Origin of the sequence: Candidatus Planktophila sp. (assembly GCF_044348745.1) — a bacterium.
Taxonomy (GTDB): domain Bacteria; phylum Actinomycetota; class Actinomycetes; order Nanopelagicales; family Nanopelagicaceae; genus Planktophila.
Genome location: NZ_JBIKSG010000007.1, coordinates 20,045 through 41,860 on the forward strand (window position 1 = coordinate 20,045; position 21,816 = coordinate 41,860).

23 protein-coding genes and 1 tRNA gene are annotated in these 21,816 nt (G+C 44.8%); 18 read left to right on the forward strand and 6 right to left on the reverse strand.

Features of this window, described 5'->3' with window-relative positions:
- The first annotated feature begins 1 nt into the window (after position 1).
- The 4 genes from nuoL to AC9UH7_RS02455 are packed head-to-tail and all read left to right on the forward strand — an operon-like array spanning position 2 to position 5,908.
- On the forward strand, positions 2-1,894 hold the full coding sequence (nuoL, locus tag AC9UH7_RS02440; protein ID WP_509594590.1) for an NADH-quinone oxidoreductase subunit L: 1,893 nt from the start codon (positions 2-4) through the stop codon (positions 1,892-1,894).
- The gene (locus tag AC9UH7_RS02445) at positions 1,894-3,402 is read left to right on the forward strand and encodes an NADH-quinone oxidoreductase subunit M (RefSeq protein ID WP_509594593.1); all 1,509 of its coding nucleotides are present in this window, start codon (positions 1,894-1,896) and stop codon (positions 3,400-3,402) included. The genes nuoL and AC9UH7_RS02445 overlap by 1 nt, the downstream gene beginning before the upstream one ends.
- Positions 3,402-4,919 (forward strand): NADH-quinone oxidoreductase subunit NuoN, encoded by a 1,518-nt coding sequence (gene nuoN / locus AC9UH7_RS02450; protein ID WP_509594595.1) that lies wholly within the window; start codon positions 3,402-3,404, stop codon positions 4,917-4,919. Before AC9UH7_RS02445 ends, nuoN begins: the two co-directional genes overlap by 1 nt.
- Positions 4,919-5,908 carry a polyprenyl synthetase family protein gene (locus tag AC9UH7_RS02455; protein WP_509594597.1) on the forward strand — a complete coding sequence of 330 codons (990 nt, stop codon included), beginning with the start codon at positions 4,919-4,921 and terminating at the stop codon, positions 5,906-5,908. Before nuoN ends, AC9UH7_RS02455 begins: the two co-directional genes overlap by 1 nt.
- On the opposite strand, the gene rarD is transcribed toward AC9UH7_RS02455, so the two are convergent.
- A complete protein-coding gene (rarD, locus tag AC9UH7_RS02460) occupies positions 5,876-6,766 on the reverse strand; it encodes an EamA family transporter RarD (RefSeq protein WP_509594599.1) in 891 nt (296 codons plus the stop codon). The two genes, AC9UH7_RS02455 and rarD, sit on opposite strands and share 33 nt — an antisense overlap.
- Positions 6,767-7,258 (reverse strand): YajQ family cyclic di-GMP-binding protein, encoded by a 492-nt coding sequence (locus tag AC9UH7_RS02465; RefSeq protein ID WP_509594601.1) that lies wholly within the window; start codon positions 7,256-7,258, stop codon positions 6,767-6,769.
- 106 nt (positions 7,259-7,364) lie between these two features.
- Here AC9UH7_RS02465 and AC9UH7_RS02470 point away from each other — a divergent pair.
- Positions 7,365-7,449, forward strand: a tRNA-Tyr gene (locus AC9UH7_RS02470).
- A gap of 104 nt (positions 7,450-7,553) precedes the next feature.
- On the opposite strand, the gene AC9UH7_RS02475 is transcribed toward AC9UH7_RS02470, so the two are convergent.
- Both AC9UH7_RS02475 and AC9UH7_RS02480 read right to left on the reverse strand, forming a co-directional pair.
- A complete protein-coding gene (locus tag AC9UH7_RS02475) occupies positions 7,554-8,867 on the reverse strand; it encodes a hypothetical protein (RefSeq protein ID WP_509594603.1) in 1,314 nt (437 codons plus the stop codon).
- A 2-nt stretch (positions 8,868-8,869) separates the two neighbouring features.
- Positions 8,870-9,193, reverse strand: a complete 324-nt coding sequence (locus AC9UH7_RS02480) for a DUF4282 domain-containing protein (protein WP_509594606.1) — start codon at positions 9,191-9,193, stop codon at positions 8,870-8,872.
- Positions 9,194-9,667: 474 nt separating this feature from the next.
- Between AC9UH7_RS02480 and AC9UH7_RS02485 the strand changes: the two genes are divergently transcribed.
- A complete protein-coding gene (locus AC9UH7_RS02485; RefSeq protein WP_509594609.1) occupies positions 9,668-10,246 on the forward strand; it encodes an RNA polymerase sigma factor in 579 nt (192 codons plus the stop codon).
- Entirely contained in the window at positions 10,239-10,853 is a 615-nt protein-coding gene (locus AC9UH7_RS02490) for a hypothetical protein (RefSeq protein WP_509594611.1), read from the forward strand. Before AC9UH7_RS02485 ends, AC9UH7_RS02490 begins: the two co-directional genes overlap by 8 nt.
- Positions 10,854-10,859: 6 nt before the next feature.
- On the opposite strand, the gene AC9UH7_RS02495 is transcribed toward AC9UH7_RS02490, so the two are convergent.
- Complete coding sequence (locus tag AC9UH7_RS02495; protein ID WP_509594613.1) at positions 10,860-11,342, reverse strand: phosphate-starvation-inducible PsiE family protein; 483 nt, start codon at positions 11,340-11,342, stop codon at positions 10,860-10,862.
- Positions 11,343-11,550: 208 nt separating this feature from the next.
- On the opposite strand from AC9UH7_RS02495, the gene AC9UH7_RS02500 reads away from it, so the two are divergent.
- Positions 11,551-12,645 carry a cutinase family protein gene (locus AC9UH7_RS02500; RefSeq protein WP_509594616.1) on the forward strand — a complete coding sequence of 365 codons (1,095 nt, stop codon included), beginning with the start codon at positions 11,551-11,553 and terminating at the stop codon, positions 12,643-12,645.
- 277 nt (positions 12,646-12,922) lie between these two features.
- Here AC9UH7_RS02500 and AC9UH7_RS02505 read toward each other — a convergent pair whose 3' ends face one another.
- A complete protein-coding gene (locus AC9UH7_RS02505) occupies positions 12,923-13,873 on the reverse strand; it encodes a hypothetical protein (RefSeq protein WP_509594618.1) in 951 nt (316 codons plus the stop codon).
- A 120-nt stretch (positions 13,874-13,993) separates the two neighbouring features.
- Between AC9UH7_RS02505 and AC9UH7_RS02510 the strand changes: the two genes are divergently transcribed.
- The 10 genes from AC9UH7_RS02510 (at position 13,994) to AC9UH7_RS02555 (ending at position 21,788) form a co-directional block, all read left to right on the forward strand.
- A complete protein-coding gene (locus AC9UH7_RS02510; RefSeq protein ID WP_509594621.1) occupies positions 13,994-14,824 on the forward strand; it encodes an ABC transporter substrate-binding protein in 831 nt (276 codons plus the stop codon).
- A gap of 36 nt (positions 14,825-14,860) precedes the next feature.
- Positions 14,861-15,727 (forward strand): amino acid ABC transporter permease, encoded by an 867-nt coding sequence (locus AC9UH7_RS02515; protein WP_509594624.1) that lies wholly within the window; start codon positions 14,861-14,863, stop codon positions 15,725-15,727.
- Complete coding sequence (locus AC9UH7_RS02520; RefSeq protein ID WP_509594627.1) at positions 15,727-16,473, forward strand: amino acid ABC transporter ATP-binding protein; 747 nt, start codon at positions 15,727-15,729, stop codon at positions 16,471-16,473. The genes AC9UH7_RS02515 and AC9UH7_RS02520 overlap by 1 nt, the downstream gene beginning before the upstream one ends.
- 63 nt (positions 16,474-16,536) lie before the next feature.
- Positions 16,537-16,650 (forward strand): DUF8730 family Cys-rich protein, encoded by a 114-nt coding sequence (locus tag AC9UH7_RS02525; protein ID WP_509594629.1) that lies wholly within the window; start codon positions 16,537-16,539, stop codon positions 16,648-16,650.
- A gap of 2 nt (positions 16,651-16,652) precedes the next feature.
- Positions 16,653-16,940, forward strand: coding sequence for a metal-sensitive transcriptional regulator (locus AC9UH7_RS02530; protein ID WP_509594632.1), 288 nt, complete (start codon positions 16,653-16,655; stop codon positions 16,938-16,940).
- Positions 16,941-16,947: 7 nt separating this feature from the next.
- On the forward strand, positions 16,948-17,328 hold the full coding sequence (locus AC9UH7_RS02535; protein ID WP_509594635.1) for a rhodanese-like domain-containing protein: 381 nt from the start codon (positions 16,948-16,950) through the stop codon (positions 17,326-17,328).
- On the forward strand, positions 17,328-18,956 hold the full coding sequence (locus tag AC9UH7_RS02540; RefSeq protein WP_509594637.1) for an FAD-dependent oxidoreductase: 1,629 nt from the start codon (positions 17,328-17,330) through the stop codon (positions 18,954-18,956). The genes AC9UH7_RS02535 and AC9UH7_RS02540 overlap by 1 nt, the downstream gene beginning before the upstream one ends.
- A 15-nt stretch (positions 18,957-18,971) precedes the next feature.
- Positions 18,972-19,145 (forward strand): DUF8730 family Cys-rich protein, encoded by a 174-nt coding sequence (locus AC9UH7_RS02545; RefSeq protein ID WP_509594639.1) that lies wholly within the window; start codon positions 18,972-18,974, stop codon positions 19,143-19,145.
- A gap of 22 nt (positions 19,146-19,167) precedes the next feature.
- Positions 19,168-20,346 carry a Gfo/Idh/MocA family protein gene (locus tag AC9UH7_RS02550; RefSeq protein WP_509594641.1) on the forward strand — a complete coding sequence of 393 codons (1,179 nt, stop codon included), beginning with the start codon at positions 19,168-19,170 and terminating at the stop codon, positions 20,344-20,346.
- A gap of 143 nt (positions 20,347-20,489) precedes the next feature.
- The gene (locus AC9UH7_RS02555; RefSeq protein WP_509594643.1) at positions 20,490-21,788 is read left to right on the forward strand and encodes an ABC transporter substrate-binding protein; all 1,299 of its coding nucleotides are present in this window, start codon (positions 20,490-20,492) and stop codon (positions 21,786-21,788) included.
- Positions 21,789-21,816: the final 28 nt, after the last annotated feature.

Below are 21,816 nucleotides of genomic sequence, written 5' to 3' on the forward strand. Positions count from 1 at the left end.
GATGACAACATCTACGAGCCTCGTCTATTTGATTGCTCTGCCCTTGGCGGGAGCAGCACTTCTACTCTTAGGTGGGCGTCGCACTGACAAGTGGGGTCATCTTCTAGCCACCGCACTTTCGGCATCATCATTTGGTGTTGGTCTATACCAACTGATCCAGATGCTTGGCCGCTCAGAAGAGGCGCGTCCTGTTTCCCAGAAACTTTTTAACTGGATCAATGTTGGAACATTCAATGTGGATGCAGGGCTTTTGTTGGACCAGCTTTCAATCTGTTTCGTTCTACTGATTACGGGTGTCGGAACACTTATCCATGTCTATTCAATTTCCTATATGTCACACGATCATGATCGTCGCAGATTCTTTGCCTATTTAAATCTTTTTATTGCAGCTATGTTGCTATTGGTTTTAGGCGATAGCTATCTCAGCCTTTATGTTGGCTGGGAAGGTGTGGGCCTTGCCTCATATTTGTTAATCGGTTTCTGGAATCAAAAGCCTGCTTATGCGACAGCGTCAAAGAAGGCTTTTGTCATGAACCGTGTGGGCGACATGGGATTGTCTTTTGCGATCATGATCGCTTTTGCAACTATGGGCACAGTGTCTTTTGCAGGCGTGGAAGAGCAAGTAGGAAACACTTCAGAGGCAGCGTTAACAGGCATGGGAATAATGCTGTTAGTTGCAGCAGCTGGAAAGTCTGCTCAATTCCCATTGCAGGCATGGTTGGGCGATGCGATGGCGGGTCCAACACCTGTGTCAGCGCTCATCCACGCAGCAACAATGGTTACCGCCGGTGTTTACTTAATTACTCGTTCTAACTTCGTCTTTGATGCCGCACCGACAGCACAATTATTGGTTGTTATTGTTGGTGCAATTACTTTGATGTTTGGTGCAATCATCGGAACTGCAAAAGATGACATTAAAAAAGCACTTGCTGCTTCAACTATGTCTCAAATCGGTTACATGATTCTTGCAGCTGGCTTAGGCCCAATTGGTTATGCATTTGCAATCATGCACCTACTAACACACGGATTCTTTAAGGCAGGAATGTTCCTTGGTGCAGGTTCTGTGATGCACGGAATGAATGATGAAGTGAATATGCGCAAATACGGCGCGCTTCGTAAGTTCATGCCAATTACATTTGCCACCTTTGGTCTTGGCTACCTAGCAATTCTTGGCGTTCCACCTTTTGCTGGTTTCTATTCCAAAGACATGATTATTGAAACAGCATTCGATTCCGGGGGAGTCAAAGGAATAATCTTGGGATGCGTAACTCTGCTTGGCGCAGGTATTACCGCCTTCTATATGACGCGCGTGATGATTCTTACCTTCACTGGAACCAAGCGCTGGGATGAGAACACCGATCCTCATGAATCTCCATGGTTGATGTGGTTACCAATGGCTATTCTTGCAATTGGTTCTGTTTCATCAGGATTCTTGCTTTCTCGCGGTGATGCATTAGAGAACTGGTTGCATCCGCTCTTTGCTCACAGCGAGGAGTACAAGAAGCATTTACTGGAACCAATTGTTGTTTCAGGACTTGCTTTAACGATGGTTGCAATTGGTGTTGCAATTGCCTTCTATAAGTACTCTCGCGGTGAAGTAGCAAATACTGCGCCAGAAAACGTCTCAGTGTTCACCAGAGTTGCTCGTCAAGATTTGATGCAGGATCGCTTTAACGAAGCTGCATTTATGCGTCCAGGACAAGCATTGACTGCAACGTTGGTTGCTACCGATGAGCTTGTCGTTGATGGAACGGTGCGCGGGGTTGGAAGCATTGCAATGGGTTCTGGCTCGGCTCTTCGAGGCCTACAAAATGGCTTTGTTCGTAGCTATGCAGCGTTGATATTAGTTGGTGCAGTTGCAGTGGTCGCGGCGATTTGGGTGGTGGTTCAGTAATGAAGTGGTTAACGCTATTAATGCTCCTGCCACTCGCGGGAGCGGCAATCATTTCGGCACTTCCTAAGGCAAAGGAAAAGGCAGCAAAGCAAGCAGCTTTTGCGACATCTCTCATTGTCATGGCAGCAACATTTGCTATGGCCTCTGGTTTCGAGCGCAATAATGTTGATTTGCAGTTCGTTGAGAAATACTCATGGATCCCAAGTTTTGGAATTGAATACGCGCTAGGTGTCGATGCAATCGCACTAGTACTTATTTTGATGTCAACAATTCTTGTTCCTGTTGTGGTACTGGCTGGGTGGAATGAAGCACATGGTGGCCGCTGGAGCGTTAAGACTTTCTATATTCTCATTCTTGTTCTAGAAACGATGATGATCGGTGTTTTTGCCGCAAGTGATGTTTTCTTGTTCTATGTAATCTTTGAAGCAATGTTGATTCCGGTGTATTTCCTCATTGGAGGATACGGAACTGGTGAGCGCGCAGCTGCCGCTGTTAAGTTCTTGATCTATAGCCTTGTCGGTGGATTATTAATGCTTGCCTCGATTATTGCCCTGTATGTAATGTCAGGTGCACAAGGTGGACATACATTTGATGTCAATAAGCTTTCAGAATTACAGATGTCGTCAACAACTCAAAACCTGTTGTTCTTAGGTTTCTTCATTGCATTTGCCATCAAGGCTCCTGTGTGGCCATTCCACACATGGTTGCCAGATGCTGCCAAATCTGCAACACCAGGAACATCAGTTCTACTTCTTGGCGTTCTGGACAAGGTTGGCACTTACGGAATGATCCGTTTCTGCTTAACACTGTTTCCGGAGGCAAGTAAGACTTTTACTCCGATCATCTTGGTTCTTGCTGTTATCTCAATTATTTACGGTGCATTCCTTGCCATTGGTGCCAAAGACATCAAGAGACTGATCGCCTACACATCAATTTCACACTTTGGTTTCATCACCATGGGGATCTTCGCGATGACATCCCAAGCCCAAAGTGGGGCTATCTTGTATATGTTTAATCACGGTTTCTCGACAGCTGCATTGTTCTTGGTTGCAGGATGGATGATTTCACGTCGTGGTTCTTCAACAATTGCTGAATTTGGGGGATTGCAACGAGTCACACCAATTATGGCGTGGACCTTCTTCTTAGCGGGAATGTCTTCACTTGCTCTTCCCGGTCTTTCAAGTTTTGTGAGCGAGTTCTTAGTTCTAGTTGGAACCTTTACCCGCTACCCAGTGCATGCAATCATCGCAACATTCGGAATTGTTTTGGCTGCGCTATACATTTTAATTCCAGTGCAAAAAGCATTGCACGGGCCTACGACTCCAGGCAATGAGAACCTCAAGGATCTCAACCTTCGCGAGAAGCTAGCAATTGCTCCCGTGATTGCAATCATTGTGGTGTTGGGTTTCTATCCTGCTCCACTTCTGAAGGCAATAAACCCAGCTGCAATCCATGTGATTTCACAAATGGGATTCACCGATCCTGCACCAACTAATGGGGGCAAGTAATGACTTTTACAGCACCAGTTCTTACCTACTCACTTCTATCACCGATGCTCTTCTTGCTTGTCGGAGCGCTCATTGGTGTCTTAGTTGAGGCATTCGTATCTAAGGCTGCCCGCCCAGCGGTGCAGTTAACGGTCACGCTTGGATCTTTGCTTCTAGCGTTAATGCAGTTGTGGCAAATTCGCGATCAACAGTCGCTTACAGCGGCAATGGGTTCAGTAGTTTTCGATGGCCCAGCAGTACTACTTCAAGCTTCAATTTTGATTATTGCCATGATCTCAGTCTTTCTTATTGCTGATGGTGAGCACTTTGCCGCGCTACCTTCTGCATTGCCAGGATCTGAAGAAGAACGTCAGGCGGTTCAGTCAGGTAATCAGATTACTGAGGTTTATCCGCTGACTCTGTTCGCAGTTGCCGGAATGATGTTATTTACCGTTGCTAATGACTTGATCACACTTTTTGTGGCATTGGAGATGCTCTCATTGCCTCTGTATTTGATGGCTGGACTTTCACGCCGCCGCCGCTTAGCTTCACAGGAAGCAGCCCTTAAATACTTCTTACTAGGAGCTTTTTCATCTGCATTCTTCTTATTTGGCGCTGCTTATTTGTATGGATACTCAGCCTCAATTAGCTTCAGTGGCATACGCGAAGCAATCGTGGCTAGCGGTGGAAATGATGTCCTGCTCTTAATTGGTATGGCATTTCTATCAATTGGCTTGCTCTTTAAAGTTGGCGCAGTCCCATTCCATGCCTGGTCACCAGATGTCTATCAAGGTGCGCCTACACCTGTAACCGCCTTCATGGCGGCAGCAACAAAGGTTGCGGCATTTGGAGCAATGCTTCGTATCTATTACACAGTCTTTGCTAACGCACAATGGTCTTGGACACCGGTCTTGTCAGGAATTGCTATCGTGACAATGCTTCTTGGCTCACTCGTAGCAATTGCCCAACGCGATGTGAAGCGCATGTTGGCTTACTCTTCAATCGCCCATGCTGGATTCTTGTTATCAGGTGTTATTGCACTTAACAAGGCAGGCCTTGATGCAACAATCTTCTATTTGTTTGCATATGGCATTGCAACTGTTGGCGCATTTGCCGTTGTGACTCTTGTTCGTGATTCATCTGGTGAAGTGACAGATCTAAATCGTTGGAGAGGTTTGGGTAAGCGTTCACCATTTGCAGCAACAACCTTTACCCTGTTTCTTTTGGCATTTGCTGGCATTCCACTTACAAGTGGATTCATTGGGAAGTTCTCAATTTTCTCCGCCGCCTATGAAAGTGGCGCTAAGGGCGTTGTAATTGCAGGTGTGCTTTCAAGTGCAATTGCAGCGTTTTTCTATATTCGTGTCATCGTCTTAATGTTTTTAACGGATGCAACTGAAGACGGAACTAGCGTTGAGATTCCATCAATCTTGACTAGAGCATCAATTGTTATTGCAGCAGTTATTACAGTGGCACTTGGTGTTTATCCAGCACCATTACTAAACTTCATAACTGATCTCGCTATCTTCATACGCTAATGTCAACATTCGGCATTCCAAGCGTTGCCCCAGCATTAGAGGCGCAGTTAATTAGCCAGATGGCTGATGTTGAAGCCTTGCTCCGGAGCCATACCCGAAGTGAATACCCATTTGTGGATGAGACAGCCCATCATCTTGTGGCAGCTGGCGGTAAGCGTTTACGCCCGTTATTGACCCTTTTAACCGCCCAATACGGTGACCCCACCCGGGATGGAATCATCGCCGCAGCTGTCGCCTGCGAAATTACTCACCTTGCAACCCTCTATCACGATGACGTTATGGATGAAGCGCCACTTCGTCGCGGAGTTGAAAGTGCCAACATTCGCTGGGGGAACACCATTGCAATCCTTACAGGTGATTTCTTATTCGCTAAATCTTCAGATCTATTGGCAGATCTTGGCCCAGCGGCAGTTCGACTACAAGCTCGAACTTTTGAACGTTTAGTTATTGGTCAGATCATGGAAACCCAAGGTCCAAACCCAGGTCAAGATCCACTTGAACATTACTTAAAGGTTGTTGCCGACAAAACAGGTTCGCTGATTTCTGCTTCAGCGCGCTATGGTGGAATGGTTTCAGGTGCCACTGCAGACATCACTGATACCGTCACGGTATTTGGTGAAAAGATTGGTGTTGCATTCCAATTAGCAGATGACATTATTGACATCGCTAGTGAGTCAAATCAATCAGGTAAAACGCCAGGCACAGATCTTCGCGAAGGCGTTCCAACTCTTGTTACTTTAAATGTGATGAAGTCAAGTGATCCAGCAGATTCCGATTTAAAGAGATTGCTAGCAGCACCTATTGAGGATGAACCAACTGTTCAGCAAGTCTTGATTGCCTTGCGCACTCACAAAGCACTTGATGAATCGCGCGAGCAGCTCAATCAAATTGCAAAGCAAGCACGTGGTGCGCTTGGTCCACTACCAATCAATGATGCAACTGGTGCTTTAATGTCGCTATGCGACGCTGTTATCGACCGCTCTGCTTGATTTAACAAGATCAAGTGCCAGAGTTGTCAGTGCAATCCAGATAATCAAGAACCCAGCCCAACGAGCTGTTGGCATATCTTCATGTCGAACCCAAACACCCACAGAGAATTGCAAAGTTGGAGTGATGTATTGAAGCAAGCCAATTGTTGTAAAGGGCAATCGGTTAGTCGAGCCATTAAATAGCAGCAATGGAATTGCTGTAACAGCACCTGCGCTCATGAGCAAAATGGTTAATCCCCAAGAATTGCCAAACTGGCCGGTGCCCTGATTACCTATATAAATCAGGTATGCCAGGTAGAAAAATGCAGAAATGAAGGTCTCAATGGCTAAGCCTTCAAGGGCTCCTAGCCCCAACTGCTTCTTGATTAATCCATAGCTGCCCCATGAAACTGCAAGGGTGAGCGCGATCCAAGGCAGTCGCCCATAATCAATAGTGAGAACAAGAACTCCAATAGATGCGATAGACACCGCAACCCATTGCAACGGTCGCATCTTTTCTTTCAATAGTAGTACGCCGAAACCAATAATGATGAGTGGGTTGATGTAGTAACCAAGAGATGCTTCAACTACGTGCCCGTTATTTGTTGCCCAGATATAGACAAGCCAGTTAATTGAAATCAAAACAGACGTTGCAAATAGTTTTGCAGCAACTTTAGGACGCTTCAACGTTGCAAGAGTGGATTTCAGTGCCTTAGTAGCGGCAAGAACAAAGAAACAAAAAACTAAAGTCCACACAGCACGGTGAGAAACAATTTCTAAGGGGTTGGCAGGTTCAAGCAAAGGCCAATACAAAGGGAATGCACCCCATAGCGAGTATGCGCTTACTCCGAATAAGAGGCCGAGCTTGTTTTTACTCAATTATCTAAAGTTCGTGAATTGAACTGCAAAGTCCCAGCCACCATCTTTAATCATGGCCATAGTTTCTTGAAGATCATCACGACTCTTGGAGGTGACACGTAGTTCATCACCTTGGATCTGAGTCTTTACAGATTTTGGACCCTCATCACGGACCATCTTGGCAATCTTCTTTGCATTCTCTGTTGAGATGCCTTCTTTCAATGGAGCGGCAATTTTATAGATCTTTCCTGACAACTGTGGTGCACCTGCGTCAAGGTGCTTTAGAGAAACGCCTCGCTTGATCATCTTGTCCTTAACAACATCTAGCGCTGCCTTAGCGCGCTCTTCTGTGTCTGCTTCAATCAATACTTTGTCGCCTTCTAGTTCAATCTTTGAACCAGTATTTTTAAAGTCAAAGCGGGTCTCAATCTCGCGCACCGCCTGATTTATAGCGTTCTCCAGCTCCATACGGTCGATCTTGGAGGTTACGTCGAAACTGCTATCTGCTGCCATTTTCTGGGCCCTTTCACTGGACTAAAGCGCGGTTTGTGCGCGCACGTGCCTAAGGTATCCTTTCCCTTCGCACTATCCATAATTGCCGCAGTACTTGTTCGACCTTGGCGGGTTGCCCGAGCGGCCAATGGGAGGGGACTGTAAATCCCCCGGCTCTGCCTTCGAAGGTTCAAATCCTTCACCCGCCACCAGTGTTCCGTGTTGCTACATCAACCGGCTAATATTTAAGCCAAACAGTTATCTGTGAATTAGCGCCACAAAGAACACCTTTGATCTTTACAGATTTCCCTTTTCCTTATTTCCACTTGATGATGTAAGTAGCGCCTGAAGGTGTTGCGATTGCCGTACGAGAAAAGGAATGATCGCGATCTCGAAGGTTCTCCCCGTAGTACACATGCGCTACAGCTTTCCCTGAAACGAGCAAGGTTAGAACTTCTCCTTTGCTTGAAACCAAGGTGATCTTAGGTGCCCCCGAAAGAGTCCAATACATACTAGTTCCATGAATGAATGCGGTCTCTTCAAATGGACAACCGGGAGGAGAGTACACAGTCGATAACGCACACTTCTTTAGTGATGCAACCACTGCACTCCGAGCACTATCTGTTATTGGATCACTGTTTATAGCTTTTGTCTTAGTTGGAGTTGGGGAAGCTGAAGGTGTTTTAATAGCTGTCGGCGTTGGGGAAGAAGTTTCAACCTCTGTTGTAATAGGTGTTGGTGTTGCCTCTTTAGCGGAGTTAGATGAAGTTAAATTCTTGTCAAAACTAAAACCACTCTTGATTTGAGGCCAAAAGGTTAAGACAACTATTGCAATAACAACAACAACGACTAGTTGTCCTGCCTTCCGCTTTTCACGAGCGGAGTAAGAGCGTTTGACCTTTGGTGGCTTAGGAGGTTTTGGCGGTTTCGGAGGCTTTGGTGTTTCAACAACTCGTGGCGACTCAGCAGGTTTTGCCTGCTTGGATGGTTCATTGGCGTGCTGGACTTGGCTAACCTCAGGCTCGGTAGGCACTTCTAATGCGATCTCTACTGGCTTCACCGGGATGATAATTTGAGGCTCTTCTATGCTCTCCGCCAACTCGACAGGAATTTCCGGATTCTTTTTTGCTGCATCTTCAAGAGATTTTGCAAGTAAAGCTTGCTCGCGGCGCCTGTCTTTCTCAATTGCTCTCTCTTTCCTTACTTGTTCCAGTTCACCCTTTTTAGTCTTGGCAAAGGAATTTAAACTGGCGCTCTGAACACGAACTTGTTTTTCAAGAAAACTCAGAGCTTTCTTTGATGCATCTTTCATTGCTTCAAGATCAACATCTTCTGTTTCAGCTGAGCCAACACCTAAGGAATTTTGAGAAGCAAATTCAATAGAAGTGAAATCTATCTTGGTTTTTTCTTCATCACTCAACATCCAGGGCAAAGTGGATTTCGCATTGATCTTTCTATCGCTTGTGGAAATCGATTTAGGTTCAAGGGGTTCTTCTTGACCTATAAAGTTCTCTCTCGTTTGCACGATCAATGTCTCTACGGTTTGCACAACGCGCTCATTGAAAACTGTTCTAAGCGAGCGAAGCAGTAGTTCTACAGCTTTGTCTCCAAAGGATTTAGCTTCTGCCATGACTAATCATTCTTAGCTACAAATTTCGAAATTTGAACCAATTCATGAGTATTTCGAGCAATTTGAAGAAGCGAGGAGATTAACTCTATCCAAATTCGAAATGAGATTAAGACTAGAAGATATCCAATCGCAATTAGAGGAATCAAAAAGAAGTAATCCTTCAATGACAGTAAACAGACGAGCACGCCAATTCCTGCTACTAGAGTGGCCCCAACTGTGAAAATCAAGTAGATAAATTTTAGAAACTTTAGCGAAACAAGATGCTCAAGTTTAAAGTCAAAAAGTGATGCTATGAAGTTCTTTTTTAGATTAGGTGAACCTGCCATTTTTTTCTCTCTCTTTAGTGGATGGGTTTAATACTGTTTGGCTAGTTGGAGTATTTAGAATAGCAATCTCATATTCGATATTGAGCATTTTTGCTGGCGACAGACCCACCTAGCGCTCTGAAGGTTTTCTGACTATTCCAATTCATTTCGAACCCCTTTTTACTCGTTTCTCTTCTTTGCTCATAACCGTATTTATCTAAGTCTTTTATGCAGAGAAGTCACATGAATCTAGAATTGGCAGACAGGCCATTTGCCTTCTTTCAGGACGTCATTAGGTCCGACTTGCTGGTTATCAGGCAAAGGGAGTTGGCCCTAAATTTCTTAGCTCCTGGCCCCCAGATCATGCTTACTGGTATTTGAAAGAGCCCAAAGACATCTCAATAACTGCATAAATTAAGGCCCTAGTAACGGTCTATTCATTGTGAAGGCAATTCAAAAAGCATTTCTAACCAAAAGACAGTTAAAGTTAGAGGTATGGCCCGCAAAGATGAAGAAGAATTCACTACGTGGGTTCAAGAGAAAGAACGCGAACTCATCCGCGCTGCTAGGGCTATCTGCTTTGATGTTCAAAATGCTGAAGATGTTCTGCAGGAGACCTTGGCTGACATTTATCCACGTTGGAAGAAACTTAAAGAGCATGAAAATCTGGAAGCTTACGTGATTAGGGTGATGGTAAGTAAGCATGCAGACATTCGACGCAAGTACGCAAGACGAAAAGCCGAGAATGAAGTTTCTTTAGAGCTTGTCGCCACATTATTACAAACAAGTGATAACTCAGAAAATGTATCAGAGCGATTGCTCGTGCAAGCAGCTTTGAAATCACTTACGGCAGCACAACGCGCAGTGCTTCTTTTGATCTATGAGTACGGGTATTCGATAAAGGAAGCGGCATCACAACTTGGAATCCCTGCAGGAACAGCAGCTTCACATTTAGCACGCGGTCGATCTGCTGTTAGTGAATATGTACAATTTTCACCGGCAATAGCAAACTCCCAAAGAAAGTCATTAACCAATGACCTTACTGTGATTGAGTTGGAGGGTAACGATGAGTAAAGACAATCTCGACCCTTTAATAAAGCGGGAGTTTGAAGCCCTCGGCCTCAACATTGTTTCGAATGATCTTCTTGCAGACATGGTGTTTGAAAAAGTTAAGAAACGTCGGCTTCGAAAGTGGCTCATTTCAGGGGTTGTAGCCCTATCTATTTTTGCTCTTGCTGCGTTGTCATACGTAGTTGGCACAAGCAGTCTGTTCGCTTCAGGTCGACCGGTTATTCAATCTAATTCTTATGTGATTCCAGGCGATGTGAATGGTGGCTTAGCATTGCCGCAGTATGCAAACCTTCGGCTTAATGGAACCACTCTCGCAGAACGCACCTACACCTTCACTTTTGCGCTCGAGATGGGTCAGGTAGTTGAAGTATTCACAGATCCTCGTGATGGCAATGGTGGAAAAATTGCTGAGTTAACGGTGTACAAGCGGGATGCAAATGGAGGACGGGAAAAAATTCAAACCTATCCAGTTGCCGCTGGACTCAGTAGCAGTGAGTTTGGCAATATAAATAGTGCAGGTTTATACGACTTTGAGTATATCTTTACAGATTTAAGTTATAAAGGCTCAGTACGCGTTGGAATTCTCTTGGGGTATTTTACAAAACCTTAGTTGCTTTTATTTATTGGAAGAGGCTCTTGCTGCGCGTGACAAAAACAGCGCAAAGACTAAAGCCAAAACAATTCCGGTATTAACTCCCATTTCAATCAAGGCGCGGTTGAAGTACTCCTCTGTCTTTTCTTTTTCCATAGTAAGGGAAGCGCCAACAGTTAGGATGTGTCGAACGGCTGCGATAACTCCAATGATCAAAAAGTTATCTAACTGGAAAATACCATCCGTAAATCGAACAATCACTGTTCGCATGATTTCCAGAATGATTACTACAAAGAGAATGTCGTTAATCCCTTGAATCATGCCTACAGGAAAAAATGGACGAGTTTCAATGAGTCTTTGCAGGGTATAACCGGCGGCCAGAATCGAAACAATAAACAAAATGATTCCGAGAAAGCCATGGAGAATGTCTTCGAGTTTGTCTATGAAGGTCACAGGAATCAGTGACTCGTCATTTTTAAGTAAAGCTTTAACTGACTTGTACTTCATGGGAACCACCCTTATTTGGCAATATATAAGGGTAAGTGGAGAACGAGAGGCTGACAAGAGATCCGGCAACTCTGAATGAGGAGGATTGCCTTGGTTTTTTCTTTAGAGCCCCTCGCCAGATGAAATAGCAAAGTCAGCAGAATCATCCAATTCCCTTGACGAAACAATTAAACCGGTCAAAAATACTGGCATGAGAAGACTTCGGCGCATGTTTATTAGCCTCATGGTTCTATCGCTCTCTTTGAGTTTTTGGGTTAGCCCAACTCAAGCTACTCAGAATGTTTGCCCGGATTTTGTTCTTGTTGGAGCAAGAGGAAGTGGAGAAAAGACCCCACATCAGACTCCATCGAAGAGTGGTGAGTACATCGACTCAAGTGCGCCTTCCCAAATAAGGTCGTACAACTCATGGTTGGGCAAAACCGTTGGCTCCCTGTACACGGAACTTATTACGATGAAAAATACTCCATTTGTTCCATTCAATCCAGAGAACACTAATACGAAAATTTCTGGGAAGCGTTCGATTGCCTGGTTGAGCTACGGGGTCTATAACACTCAAACAATTTATCCCGCCGTTGGAGTTCCCAATTTTCTTAATCGCGAGGAGACACGCGATTACATAGGAGAAGTAGTTATCAGCAATAAAGGATTACTTGAGATCTCCTTACGGGAATACTCAGCTAGATGTCCAAACTCCAAGTTTTTCCTTGCTGGATATTCCCAAGGCGCAGCAATTGTTCGATTATCAGTAAACGAGTTGTCCTCAACTGATGATGCAGATGTTATTCAAAGGATTTTGGGGGTGATTTTGATTGCAGATCCTCTTTTATCGCCGAAGGATAAGCGCCTCCCAGTAGGAAGTGATAGCAGATGGACTGATACCAAATCGACTTGTGGGGCCGTGCGGCTCATAGCTTCCTTCTCATTAGAATGTGCTTTTTCTCAAAAAAGCCTGGCCGGAAATCTATTTATAAAATCTATACAAAAGTTTCTTCCGCTAGTGGAATGTGTAACTTACTCAGGTTGTGAAAACTCTCTTGCCGTGGACGTCTCATTAGCGAAAGAAGCTAAATTAGATTCCACCTCAGACATCTCGAAGAAGACAGGCATTAGCCACATTGTATCTGTGTGTTATGTGGGTGATGCTGTCTGCTCGCTCTTAGGTGAGCGAAGTAAACTTGCGTGGGCAGGAATCTTGATCAAGGATCCAGGGAAAATTCACTCAGAAGAGTATAAGAAGCCAACCACATCTAGCGCTATTGCGCGGTGGATAGAAAAGCGAGTTCCGCCAAAAACAACGAAATAACCGTCATAAATGGCAGAAGGCTGGTAATTAAGGATTGTCTTGGAAAGGAATGGGCTTCATAGCGTTAAATCCTTCGACTGGAACATTGCTAACTATTGCTGCAAGCCCAGAATCTGGCGATCCTTACATCTTCATCACCGGTAATTCAAACTCAAAAAAGGGAAATCGGAGGGTTTTGTTGATTTTTGGAACGTGGCCAATGCTTCCGGCAAGTATTGGTCGTCTTATGATCTTTCATATGAGAATAAAAATTTTACATGCGATTCGTGGGAGAAGCCTAAAAGTTGATGGGGTTCCCATACTGGGCAAGTAGTGCGCTGAGATTGACTTCATTGCGATCCTGATTTCCATTTTTCCAGAGACCAACATCCTGTGTACTGTCGATGAAATTTAAGTGATCTAAACCAGAAAGCCTACGGACCAAAGTTCCTTTTCTTCGAGCTTGGAAGTACCACCACAAATCATCTGTGTTATGTGAGAGTTCCGTATATAAAGCCGCGTTAGAAGCATCATCATGCATTGCTTTTGGTGGGAATAAAGTGCCTGCACCAGAAGTCGGCATTAAATCTTTAGATGGCCCCTCACCGAGGTCATAGTGTTTGTGCCACTGACTAAAGGGGAGAACATCTTTTGAATCACTAACTGCCAGCTGATGTACTCGTGCGGCAATAATTGCATCTGGGTATAGATAATGGTTAATCATCAGGTGAAGGAACAAGTCATTTTCAAAATACAAATCATCATCAATGGTGATTATCGGAAAGAGACCTTGCGTTTTAAGTGCAGGAATCAATTTCTTTCCTGATCCTAAATCTTGGCAAGGTGAGATTTTGATGTAACCAGATTCTTGTAATTCTTTAATTGAATCAGGCAGCGCAGCCATGTCTCGTTCAGCGATAAACACATTGATGGATTGTGGCTGCAAAATTTGTGATTTAAGTGCTGTAAGAGATAGTGCCAACGCATGAAAGCGTGCAGGATGGCTGGTCACTGAAACTTCAAATTTCCAATCTAATTCTTTCCTTTGAATCTGCATCAGATATAGAAGTTGGCTATTTCGTTTTGCTAACGCCTCCTGAGCGTTCAACATCTTTTCTATGTTCTTAAAACCTTTAGCGTTCGTACTCTCCAACTTTGAAAGCTTGGTTCCTATTTGGCGTGATCCGCGCACTAGGTAAGCAAGTAGCAGTACAGATAGTGCTCCAAGTGCGAGGGATAGGGCGAACATGATTGAAAGCGTACTTGATTCAGGCCTGAGTACATGCAATTTACTTGCAACTAGACACTTTTCTGCATCATTACTAGCCTTTGCCGGTATCTATTTCGCCTAAACCAAAAAGGAGCTACCGTGAAGAATCGTTTTGGAATTTTCGCAGCAGTTGTAATTGCCGCTGCACTAACACTTACAGGATGTTCATCATCTGAGAGCACAGCTTGTCCAAAAGTAGATGTTCCAACAATTACTGAGGGCAAACTAACAATCGCAACTGGTGAGCCTGCGTACTACCCATGGATCATTGATGATGCACCAGAGACCGGAAATGGTTTTGAAGGCGCAGTTGCATACGCAGTTGCTAAGCAACTTGGTTTTGAAGCAACATGTGTGGTTTGGGTGCGCACAACATTTGATTCAGCGGTAACACCTGGAGAAAAGAACTTTGACTTCAACTTGCAGCAATTCTCAATTACAGAAGAGCGTAAGGCAGCTGTCGATTTCTCATCTCCTTACTACACAGCTCCACAAGCAATCGTTTCATTCAAGGGAAGCAAGATTGAAGGAATCACTTCACTTGCTGAACTCAAAGGTGCAAAGCTTGGCGCTGCTGTTGGAACAACGTCTCTAGATGCAATTCAAAACCAGATTGGAATAGCGCCACAGGTATTTAACGACAACGCTGCTGGAGTTTCAGCTCTCAAGAACAAGCAGATTGATGGTCTAGTTGTTGATCTACCAACAGCTTTCTACCTATCAGGAGTTGAAGTTCCAAACGGTCTAATCGTTGGTCAGCTTCCTTCAACGGGTTCTGGAGATCAGTTCGGTCTCTTGCTTACAAAGGGAAGCAAGCTGACTCCATTTGTGACTGACGCAGTTGATGCGATCACAGCAGATGGCACATTGGCGGCTATTACAGAAAAGTGGCTAGCAACAGATGCTGGCGCTCCTGTCCTGAAGCCTTAATAGAAACTAAGAAGTAAACACGGTAGTTTGGCGACCATGTCAGAGAATCAAGACTCTGCGTGGTCGCCAAGCTCACGTGAGAAAGAACGCCGGAAGTCTCGGCGTGCAATAAGCCGTAAGCAAGCAAGCATTGCTGCGGCTTCTTCCATTTTCGTATTGGGCACTTTTGCCGTAATTCTTGTTACATCTCCAGGCTGGGAAACAGTAAAAACAACATTCTTTGATATTGAATATGGGAAAGAAGTTTTTCCCACAGTCATTAAAGGTCTCTGGATCAATCTGCAACTTACTTTTATTGGTGGAGCTGCAATCGGAGTTATTGCACTTGGTTTAGCGCTACTAAGAACTACAAAGTCCCCTGCGCTAACTCCATTTAGATTTCTGGCAACCGCCTACGTTGATATCTTCCGTGGTGCTCCGCTGATCTTGATTATTTTGTTAGTTGGATTTGGAGTTCCAGCACTTGGATTAAGAGGCGTCTCAAGCAATGTGATTTTCTTAGGCACTGTTGCAGTTGTGCTTACTTATTCTGCCTACGTAGCAGAGGTAATCCGCAGTGGAATTTTATCAATTCACCCAAGCCAACGGGCTGCAGCAAGATCGTTGGGATTAACTTCTGGTCAAACAATGCGTTTTGTTGTTTTACCTCAAGCCATTCGCCGCGTAGTGCCTCCACTATTAAATGATTTTGTCTCACTGCTTAAAGACACAGGTTTGGTATCAATCCTTGGCGTCACTGATGCGGTGCGCGCCGCTCAAATAAATGCAAGTCGAACTTTCAATTACACACCATATGTAGTTGCAGCAATATTGTTTTTGCTGATTACGATACCTATGACCCGATACACCGATAGAGCCATCAGACAGCGCACCAGTGCACAGAATTCTGAAGGGGCTATCTAATGAGCAATGTCTTAGAACTGGTAGATATACGTAAATCCTTTGGTTCTGAACTTGTATTAAAGGACCTTTCTCTCAAGGTGCCAGAGCACACTGCAACAGTTTTAATTGGTGCATCTGGTTCAGGTAAATCTACCTTGCTTCGTTGCATTAATCTGCTGGAATCTATTGATGACGGACAAATCTTCTTAGACGGGAAGGAGATTTCAGACCCTCTGATTAATGTCGATGAAGTTCGGCGCCGGCTCGGCATGGTCTTTCAGTCATTTAATTTATTCCCTCACAAAACTGTTTTGGAAAACATCACTCTTTCACCAGTTAAAGTCCACGGTAAGAGCAAAGATGAAGCCAATACCCATGCGATGTATTTGTTGAAGCGGTTTGATTTAGCCGATAAGGCTGATCAATACCCAGATCGACTCAGTGGCGGTCAACAGCAACGGGTTGCCATCATTCGCTCATTGGCTGTTAGCCCTCGATTACTGCTTCTGGATGAAGTGACTTCAGCCCTGGATCCTGTTCTGGTGAATGAAGTTCTTTCTGCTGTTCGTGATTTGAAGAGTGATGGAATGACGATGGTCCTGGCAACACACGAGATGGGCTTTGCTACCCAAGTTGCTGACGAAGTGTGTTTCTTGGAGTCAGGAAACATCGTTGAGCGTGGCACAGCTGAACAAGTGCTTCACAATCCGCAGAACCCAAAGACCCAAGAGTTCCTAAAGAGAGTGCACCAAGCCGGCCGTCTGTGATCTTGACTGATACCCCTAGGGGTATGCTATTATTTCCTTAGTTGCTATCTAAGGAGATTGAGAATGTGTTCACGCGTTACTTGTACAGTTTGTAAGAAAGCCACCTGGTCTGGTTGTGGTGAGCATATTGAGTCAGCTCTTGCAGGAGTTCCAGAAGCAGATCGTTGTAAGTGCTAATTATGGCGGCCAAAAATGTTGCGCACGTACTTTCCGATCAAGAACAACTCGAGGCAATTACCAAGCGCGTAAAGCGCGCCCAGGGTCAACTAGGGGCAGTGGCACGCATGCTTGAAGAAGGTCGCAACTGCGAGGAAATTGTCATCCAGATGTCAGCAGCCTCTAAAGCGATCAATACAGCTGCATTTACTCTTATCTCGGCAAGCCTTAAAGAATGTTTGGTAAAAGACAAGAGTAATTCAGAAGCCGTTACGGCACAGTTGCAAAAATTGTTTTTAAGTCTTGCCTAGGAGCCCAATGAAAAAAGTTATAGCAGTGATGACTTCCTTACTACTTGCTGGATGTTCAACCACGACTGGAGCCACAAACATGAATGTTTCAGAGTTTTCAAAAAAGATTACAGAATCAGGTGTAGTTATTTTAGATGTGCGAACTCCAGGCGAGTTTGCTGAAGGTTACATAGAAGGTGCTCAGAATATTGATTTCCAAAGCGGAAACTTTGAAAATGAGATTGCAGCATTAGATAAGAATGTTACCTACGCCGTATATTGCAGAAGTGGAAATCGATCTGGCCAAGCAGCAAAGATTATGCATGATGCTGGATTTCATGAAGTCTATAACCTCGATGGTGGTGTCATTGATTGGGCTAATGAAGGAATGTTGTTGGTCACAAACTAATGCGCGTAGTGGTGATTGGTGGAGTTGCAGGCGGTATGTCTGCGGCAACTCGACTTCGGCGCTTAGACGCTGAAGCAGAGATTATTGTGATTGAAAAAAGTGGCCATGTTTCTTATGCAAACTGTGGGTTGCCGTATTACGTGGGTGGAGTAATTGAAGAAGAGAAAGATTTATTGCTTCAGACACCTGCCAGCCTTCATGCGCGTTTTCGACTTGATGTTCGCGTTAGGACAGAAGTCCTTGCTATCAATCCAAGCAAGAAAACGGTAGCGATTAGGAATTTAGATACTTCTGAAAACTCAGAACTTGACTACGACAAGCTGATCCTTAGTCCAGGCGCAGCTCCGGTTGTTCCACCAATCCCAGGTATTGAACGTGGAATGACTCTTCGCACCGTTGAAGATGTTGAGAAAATTGCCGCAAGTGTTGGCAAGAAGCCGGCCAATGCACTTGTAATTGGGGGAGGATTCATCGGCGTTGAAATTGCCGAAAACTTAGTCCACCGTGGAATACAAACAGCATTAGTTGAAGCAACCGACCAGGTTCTTATGCCATTAGATCCAGAGCTTGCAACCTTGGTTGCCAATGAGATGCGTGCACATAATGTGGATCTTCGACTTGGCTCTAGCGTTGTGAATATCTCCGAGGACACAGTCGCGCTAGCAAACGGTGATGTAATCTCAGCAGAGATAGTTATCTTGGCAATTGGTGTCCGCCCAGAAATCGGATTAGCAAAAGCTGCAGGACTTGAAATTGGAAGTCGTAATGGAATAAAAGTTGACGACTTTAATCGTACGAGTAACCAGGACATTTACGCAGTTGGCGATGCTGCCGAAAAAACTGATGCTCTCGACGGCAATGCAACGCTAGTTCCATTGGCAAATTTGGCGAACCGGCATGGGCGAGTGGTAGCCGATCACATTTGCGGCTTAACAGTTCGGCCCGTGAAAACTATTGGAACAGCAATTGTTAAAGTCTTTGATTTAATGATTGTAACAACGGGTTGGAATGAAAAGCGCCTAAAGGCAGCTGGACGTGCGCACCAAGCAATACATATTCACCCAAATTCCCATGCCGGCTATTACCCTGATGCCAAGCAAATGACTTTGAAGTTGATCTTTGATCCAAAAAGTGGAGAGATCCTAGGAGCGCAAGGTATCGGTGTTGAAGGGGTAGATAAACGAATCGATGTAATTGCAACAGCTATTCGCGGCGGCATCACTGCTCCAGAGTTAGCTGATCTAGAACTTGCCTATGCTCCACCATTTGGTTCTGCTAAGGACCCAGTTAACATGCTTGGTTATGTTGCTGAAAATGTCATCTCTGGTTTGTCAAAGGTAGCTCAGTGGGATCAGATTGAGGAGTATCGAGCTCAAGGGTACGAACTTCTTGATGTTCGTTCTGCAGTTGAATGTGGTCGCGGGATGATTCCAGGAGCGATCAATATTCCTGTGGATGAAATTCGTGAACGCCAAACAGAACTTAAGAATAAAAACATTCTCGTGAATTGCCAAGTTGGACTACGAGGACACACCGGCTCAATGCTCCTGAAGGAACTTGGTTTTAATGCCGTAAATCTTGATGGTGGCTATCAGACATGGATCAACTCGCCAGCGGCGACCAAATAGAAAGCAGGGAAGAATATGTGTAGCAGAACTAATTGTCGTAAATGTGGAAAGCCAAGTTGGTCTGGTTGTGGTCAACATATTGAAATCGCGCTCAAAGGCGTTGCCAAGAAAGATCGTTGTCAAGGACATGCCAATGATCCAAAAGAACCAGGTTTTCTCAGTAGAATTTTTGGTAAGAATAAAAGTTAAATATTGAGAAGAGGGAAACTTGATGCAAAAACTGAAAGTTGCAATCATCGGCGGCGGACAGTTCTCGTCCTCATTTATTCATCTCTTCCAAGCACATCCCATGGTTCAAGAGGTTGGCCTTGTTGAGCCCAATGACGAGCGCAGAACCTCTGTTTCCTCTCAATTTCAAATACAACAAAGCTTTTCTTCTCTTGAAAAACTATGGGATAGCGAATTTAACGCTGTTGCAATTTTTACGCCACGGTGGACACATGCTCAGATCGCTATAGAAGCTTTGAAAAATGGACGCCATGTTTATACCGCTGTGCCCATGGGAATTACTCAAGATGAAGTAACACAACTTGTAGAGGTTGCATCCAAAACCAAACTGACATATTTCATGGCCGAGACAAGTTATTACTATCCAGCAGTTGTTTTTTCACGTAATAAGTTTGCTACTGGGCAAATGGGAAGTTTTGTATATGGAGAAGGTGAATACCTTCACGATATGTCTCATGGCTTCACAGATGCGTATGCAGCAAATGGTGGAGATGAATGGAAAACAACTGCAAGCTTTCCGCCGATGCTGTACTCAACTCATTCAGTAAGCACTATTTTGTCTGTGACCGGCGCACATGCGACCTCAGTGACTTGCATTGGTCTACAAGATATGGCCTCAGATGGAATTTTTGATTCGAAAGTGAGCAAGTGGGGTAACGATCAAAGCAATCAAATTGCTTTGTTTAAAACAAGTGATGGTGGCGTTATGCGAATCGCTGAATTACGTCGCGTTGGTACGGCTCCTTTAGAGTCAACTGTGAGAATGAGTATTTTCGGGACAGAAGGATCATTTGAACAACAAGTTGGGTATGCATCATGGGCAACGAAGAACAGCTTTGACATCATTACAGATGAAGTTGGAACTTTTTCAGATGTCGAAAATCCATACTCACTTCGCAGCGATTACATTCCACCAAATAAATGGGATGGTGGATTTGCAAAGGTGCATGATCGTTCACAGCTACCAAAGGAGTTCTTAGGTTTATCAAATGGCCATGGCGGCTCCCACCAATTCATGGTCGATGACTTTGTAATGGATGCGGTCGGGGAAAGAAAAGCCCCTATGGGTGTGGGCGATGCGGCACGCTTTACTATGCCCGGAATCCTTGCCCACCAATCGGCCCAAATGAGCGGGGAATGGCTAGAAATCCCTCGTATATAGGTAAAAGATTGCATTTCGTAACCATTTTGTTATCCCTTCTTCCTATCAAATACTCAGGAGTAAGCGTAGATTGCGAGCGTCCAAGGGCTTTGACCCCTCAAATCCCAATGACCTTCGAAGGCTCAATTTAAGAGAAAAGGACAATGATGTCAGAACAAAATAATGGCATTTCCCGCCGTTCAGTACTTAAGGGTGCTGCAGTTGGCGGTCTGGGACTAGCAGCAGGTGGATCACTTCTTGCTGGTTGCGGAAGCAAAGATGTCGGCCCAATGAAATGGGGCGGCCGTGGACTAGAAGAATCTTCAGTTCAATGGCACGAAGCAGTTAAGGCTGCTTACGAGACAGCAACTGGTAACACAGTAACTCTGAACATGAATGATTCAAACGCATTCCAGGACAGCTTGTCACAGTATCTTCAGGGAACACCTGATGATGGCTTTGACTGGATGGCTGGATACCGCATGCAGTTCTACGCAGACCAAGGTTTGCTAGAAGATGTATCAAGCGTTTGGGATTCAATCGGAGATCAGTTTGCTGAGTCATACAAGATCGCATCAACAGGATCAGATGGAAAGCAATACTTCCTTCCAACTTCTTGGTACCCATGGGGTCTTCACTACCGTAAGTCAACAATGACTGAACTCGGATTAGATCCTGAGAACATCGCCAACTGGGATGATTTCATGAAGATGCTTGAAGCTACAAAGAAGAAGGGCCTAATCGGCTACGCACTTGGTGACAAGGGTGGCTGGGAAGCAATGGGAACCTTCGACATTCTCAATGCACGTATCAACGGATACCAATTCCACGTTGACCTACTTGCAGGTAAAGAAAAGTGGACAGATGCGAAGGTTGCAGAAGTCTTCAAGTACTTCGAGATGATGATTCCTTACATGAACAAGAACGTTCTTGATATTTCATGGGAAGGCATGCGCGATCTTCTACTACAGAAGAAGTGCGGTGCAATGATGATGGGTTCATGGTTCTCAGGTGACTTCAAGACACTGTCACAGGCTGACTATGACGATCTATGGATCGTTCCATTCCCAGAAATCAATCCAGAGTTTGGCCGCGACACAATTGATGCGCCAATCGATGGACTTTGCGTTGCAGCAAATGGTGAGAACCCAGAAGGCGGTAAGGCACTTGTTGAGTGGCTTGCTTCTAAGGAAGGCATGCAAGCACGCCTTGATTCTGGCAATACATTCACATCTGCAAACAATGGCCAGGACACATCAAGCTACGACCCATTCCAGAACCAGCAGCTTGCTGTTATGAATGAGGCAAAGTACATCACTCAGTTCCTTGATCGTGACACTCGTCAAGATTTCGCGAACCCAGTTGTTGCACCTGCAATCCAGAACTTCCTACGCGCTCCAAAGGACATCACAAAGATCCTTGAAGGCGTTCAGGCACAATGGGATGCATTGCCAGCTCTTTAATTCATAGTAGTACTGTGAATTTTAAGAT

Bases quoted from the DNA above. Each gene is read 5' to 3' on its own strand.
- AC9UH7_RS02480 (WP_509594606.1), bottom strand. From the start codon at position 9,193: ATGGCAGGTTCACCTAATCTAAAAAAGAACTTCATAGCATCACTTTTT.
- AC9UH7_RS02495 (WP_509594613.1), bottom strand. From the start codon at position 11,342: ATGAAGTACAAGTCAGTTAAAGCTTTACTTAAAAATGACGAGTCACTG.
- AC9UH7_RS02520 (WP_509594627.1), top strand. From the start codon at position 15,727: ATGAGCAATGTCTTAGAACTGGTAGATATACGTAAATCCTTTGGTTCT.
- AC9UH7_RS02490 (WP_509594611.1), top strand. From the start codon at position 10,239: ATGAGTAAAGACAATCTCGACCCTTTAATAAAGCGGGAGTTTGAAGCC.
- AC9UH7_RS02515 (WP_509594624.1), top strand. From the start codon at position 14,861: ATGTCAGAGAATCAAGACTCTGCGTGGTCGCCAAGCTCACGTGAGAAA.
- AC9UH7_RS02500 (WP_509594616.1), top strand. From the start codon at position 11,551: ATGTTTATTAGCCTCATGGTTCTATCGCTCTCTTTGAGTTTTTGGGTT.
- AC9UH7_RS02555 (WP_509594643.1), top strand. From the start codon at position 20,490: ATGATGTCAGAACAAAATAATGGCATTTCCCGCCGTTCAGTACTTAAG.
- AC9UH7_RS02445 (WP_509594593.1), top strand. From the start codon at position 1,894: ATGAAGTGGTTAACGCTATTAATGCTCCTGCCACTCGCGGGAGCGGCA.
- AC9UH7_RS02455 (WP_509594597.1), top strand. From the start codon at position 4,919: ATGTCAACATTCGGCATTCCAAGCGTTGCCCCAGCATTAGAGGCGCAG.
- AC9UH7_RS02530 (WP_509594632.1), top strand. From the start codon at position 16,653: ATGGCGGCCAAAAATGTTGCGCACGTACTTTCCGATCAAGAACAACTC.
- nuoN (WP_509594595.1), top strand. From the start codon at position 3,402: ATGACTTTTACAGCACCAGTTCTTACCTACTCACTTCTATCACCGATG.
- AC9UH7_RS02545 (WP_509594639.1), top strand. From the start codon at position 18,972: ATGTGTAGCAGAACTAATTGTCGTAAATGTGGAAAGCCAAGTTGGTCT.
- AC9UH7_RS02535 (WP_509594635.1), top strand. From the start codon at position 16,948: ATGAAAAAAGTTATAGCAGTGATGACTTCCTTACTACTTGCTGGATGT.
- AC9UH7_RS02465 (WP_509594601.1), bottom strand. From the start codon at position 7,258: ATGGCAGCAGATAGCAGTTTCGACGTAACCTCCAAGATCGACCGTATG.
- AC9UH7_RS02475 (WP_509594603.1), bottom strand. From the start codon at position 8,867: ATGGCAGAAGCTAAATCCTTTGGAGACAAAGCTGTAGAACTACTGCTT.
- AC9UH7_RS02505 (WP_509594618.1), bottom strand. From the start codon at position 13,873: ATGTTCGCCCTATCCCTCGCACTTGGAGCACTATCTGTACTGCTACTT.
- AC9UH7_RS02550 (WP_509594641.1), top strand. From the start codon at position 19,168: ATGCAAAAACTGAAAGTTGCAATCATCGGCGGCGGACAGTTCTCGTCC.
- nuoL (WP_509594590.1), top strand. From the start codon at position 2: ATGACAACATCTACGAGCCTCGTCTATTTGATTGCTCTGCCCTTGGCG.
- AC9UH7_RS02525 (WP_509594629.1), top strand. From the start codon at position 16,537: ATGTGTTCACGCGTTACTTGTACAGTTTGTAAGAAAGCCACCTGGTCT.
- AC9UH7_RS02540 (WP_509594637.1), top strand. From the start codon at position 17,328: ATGCGCGTAGTGGTGATTGGTGGAGTTGCAGGCGGTATGTCTGCGGCA.
- AC9UH7_RS02485 (WP_509594609.1), top strand. From the start codon at position 9,668: ATGGCCCGCAAAGATGAAGAAGAATTCACTACGTGGGTTCAAGAGAAA.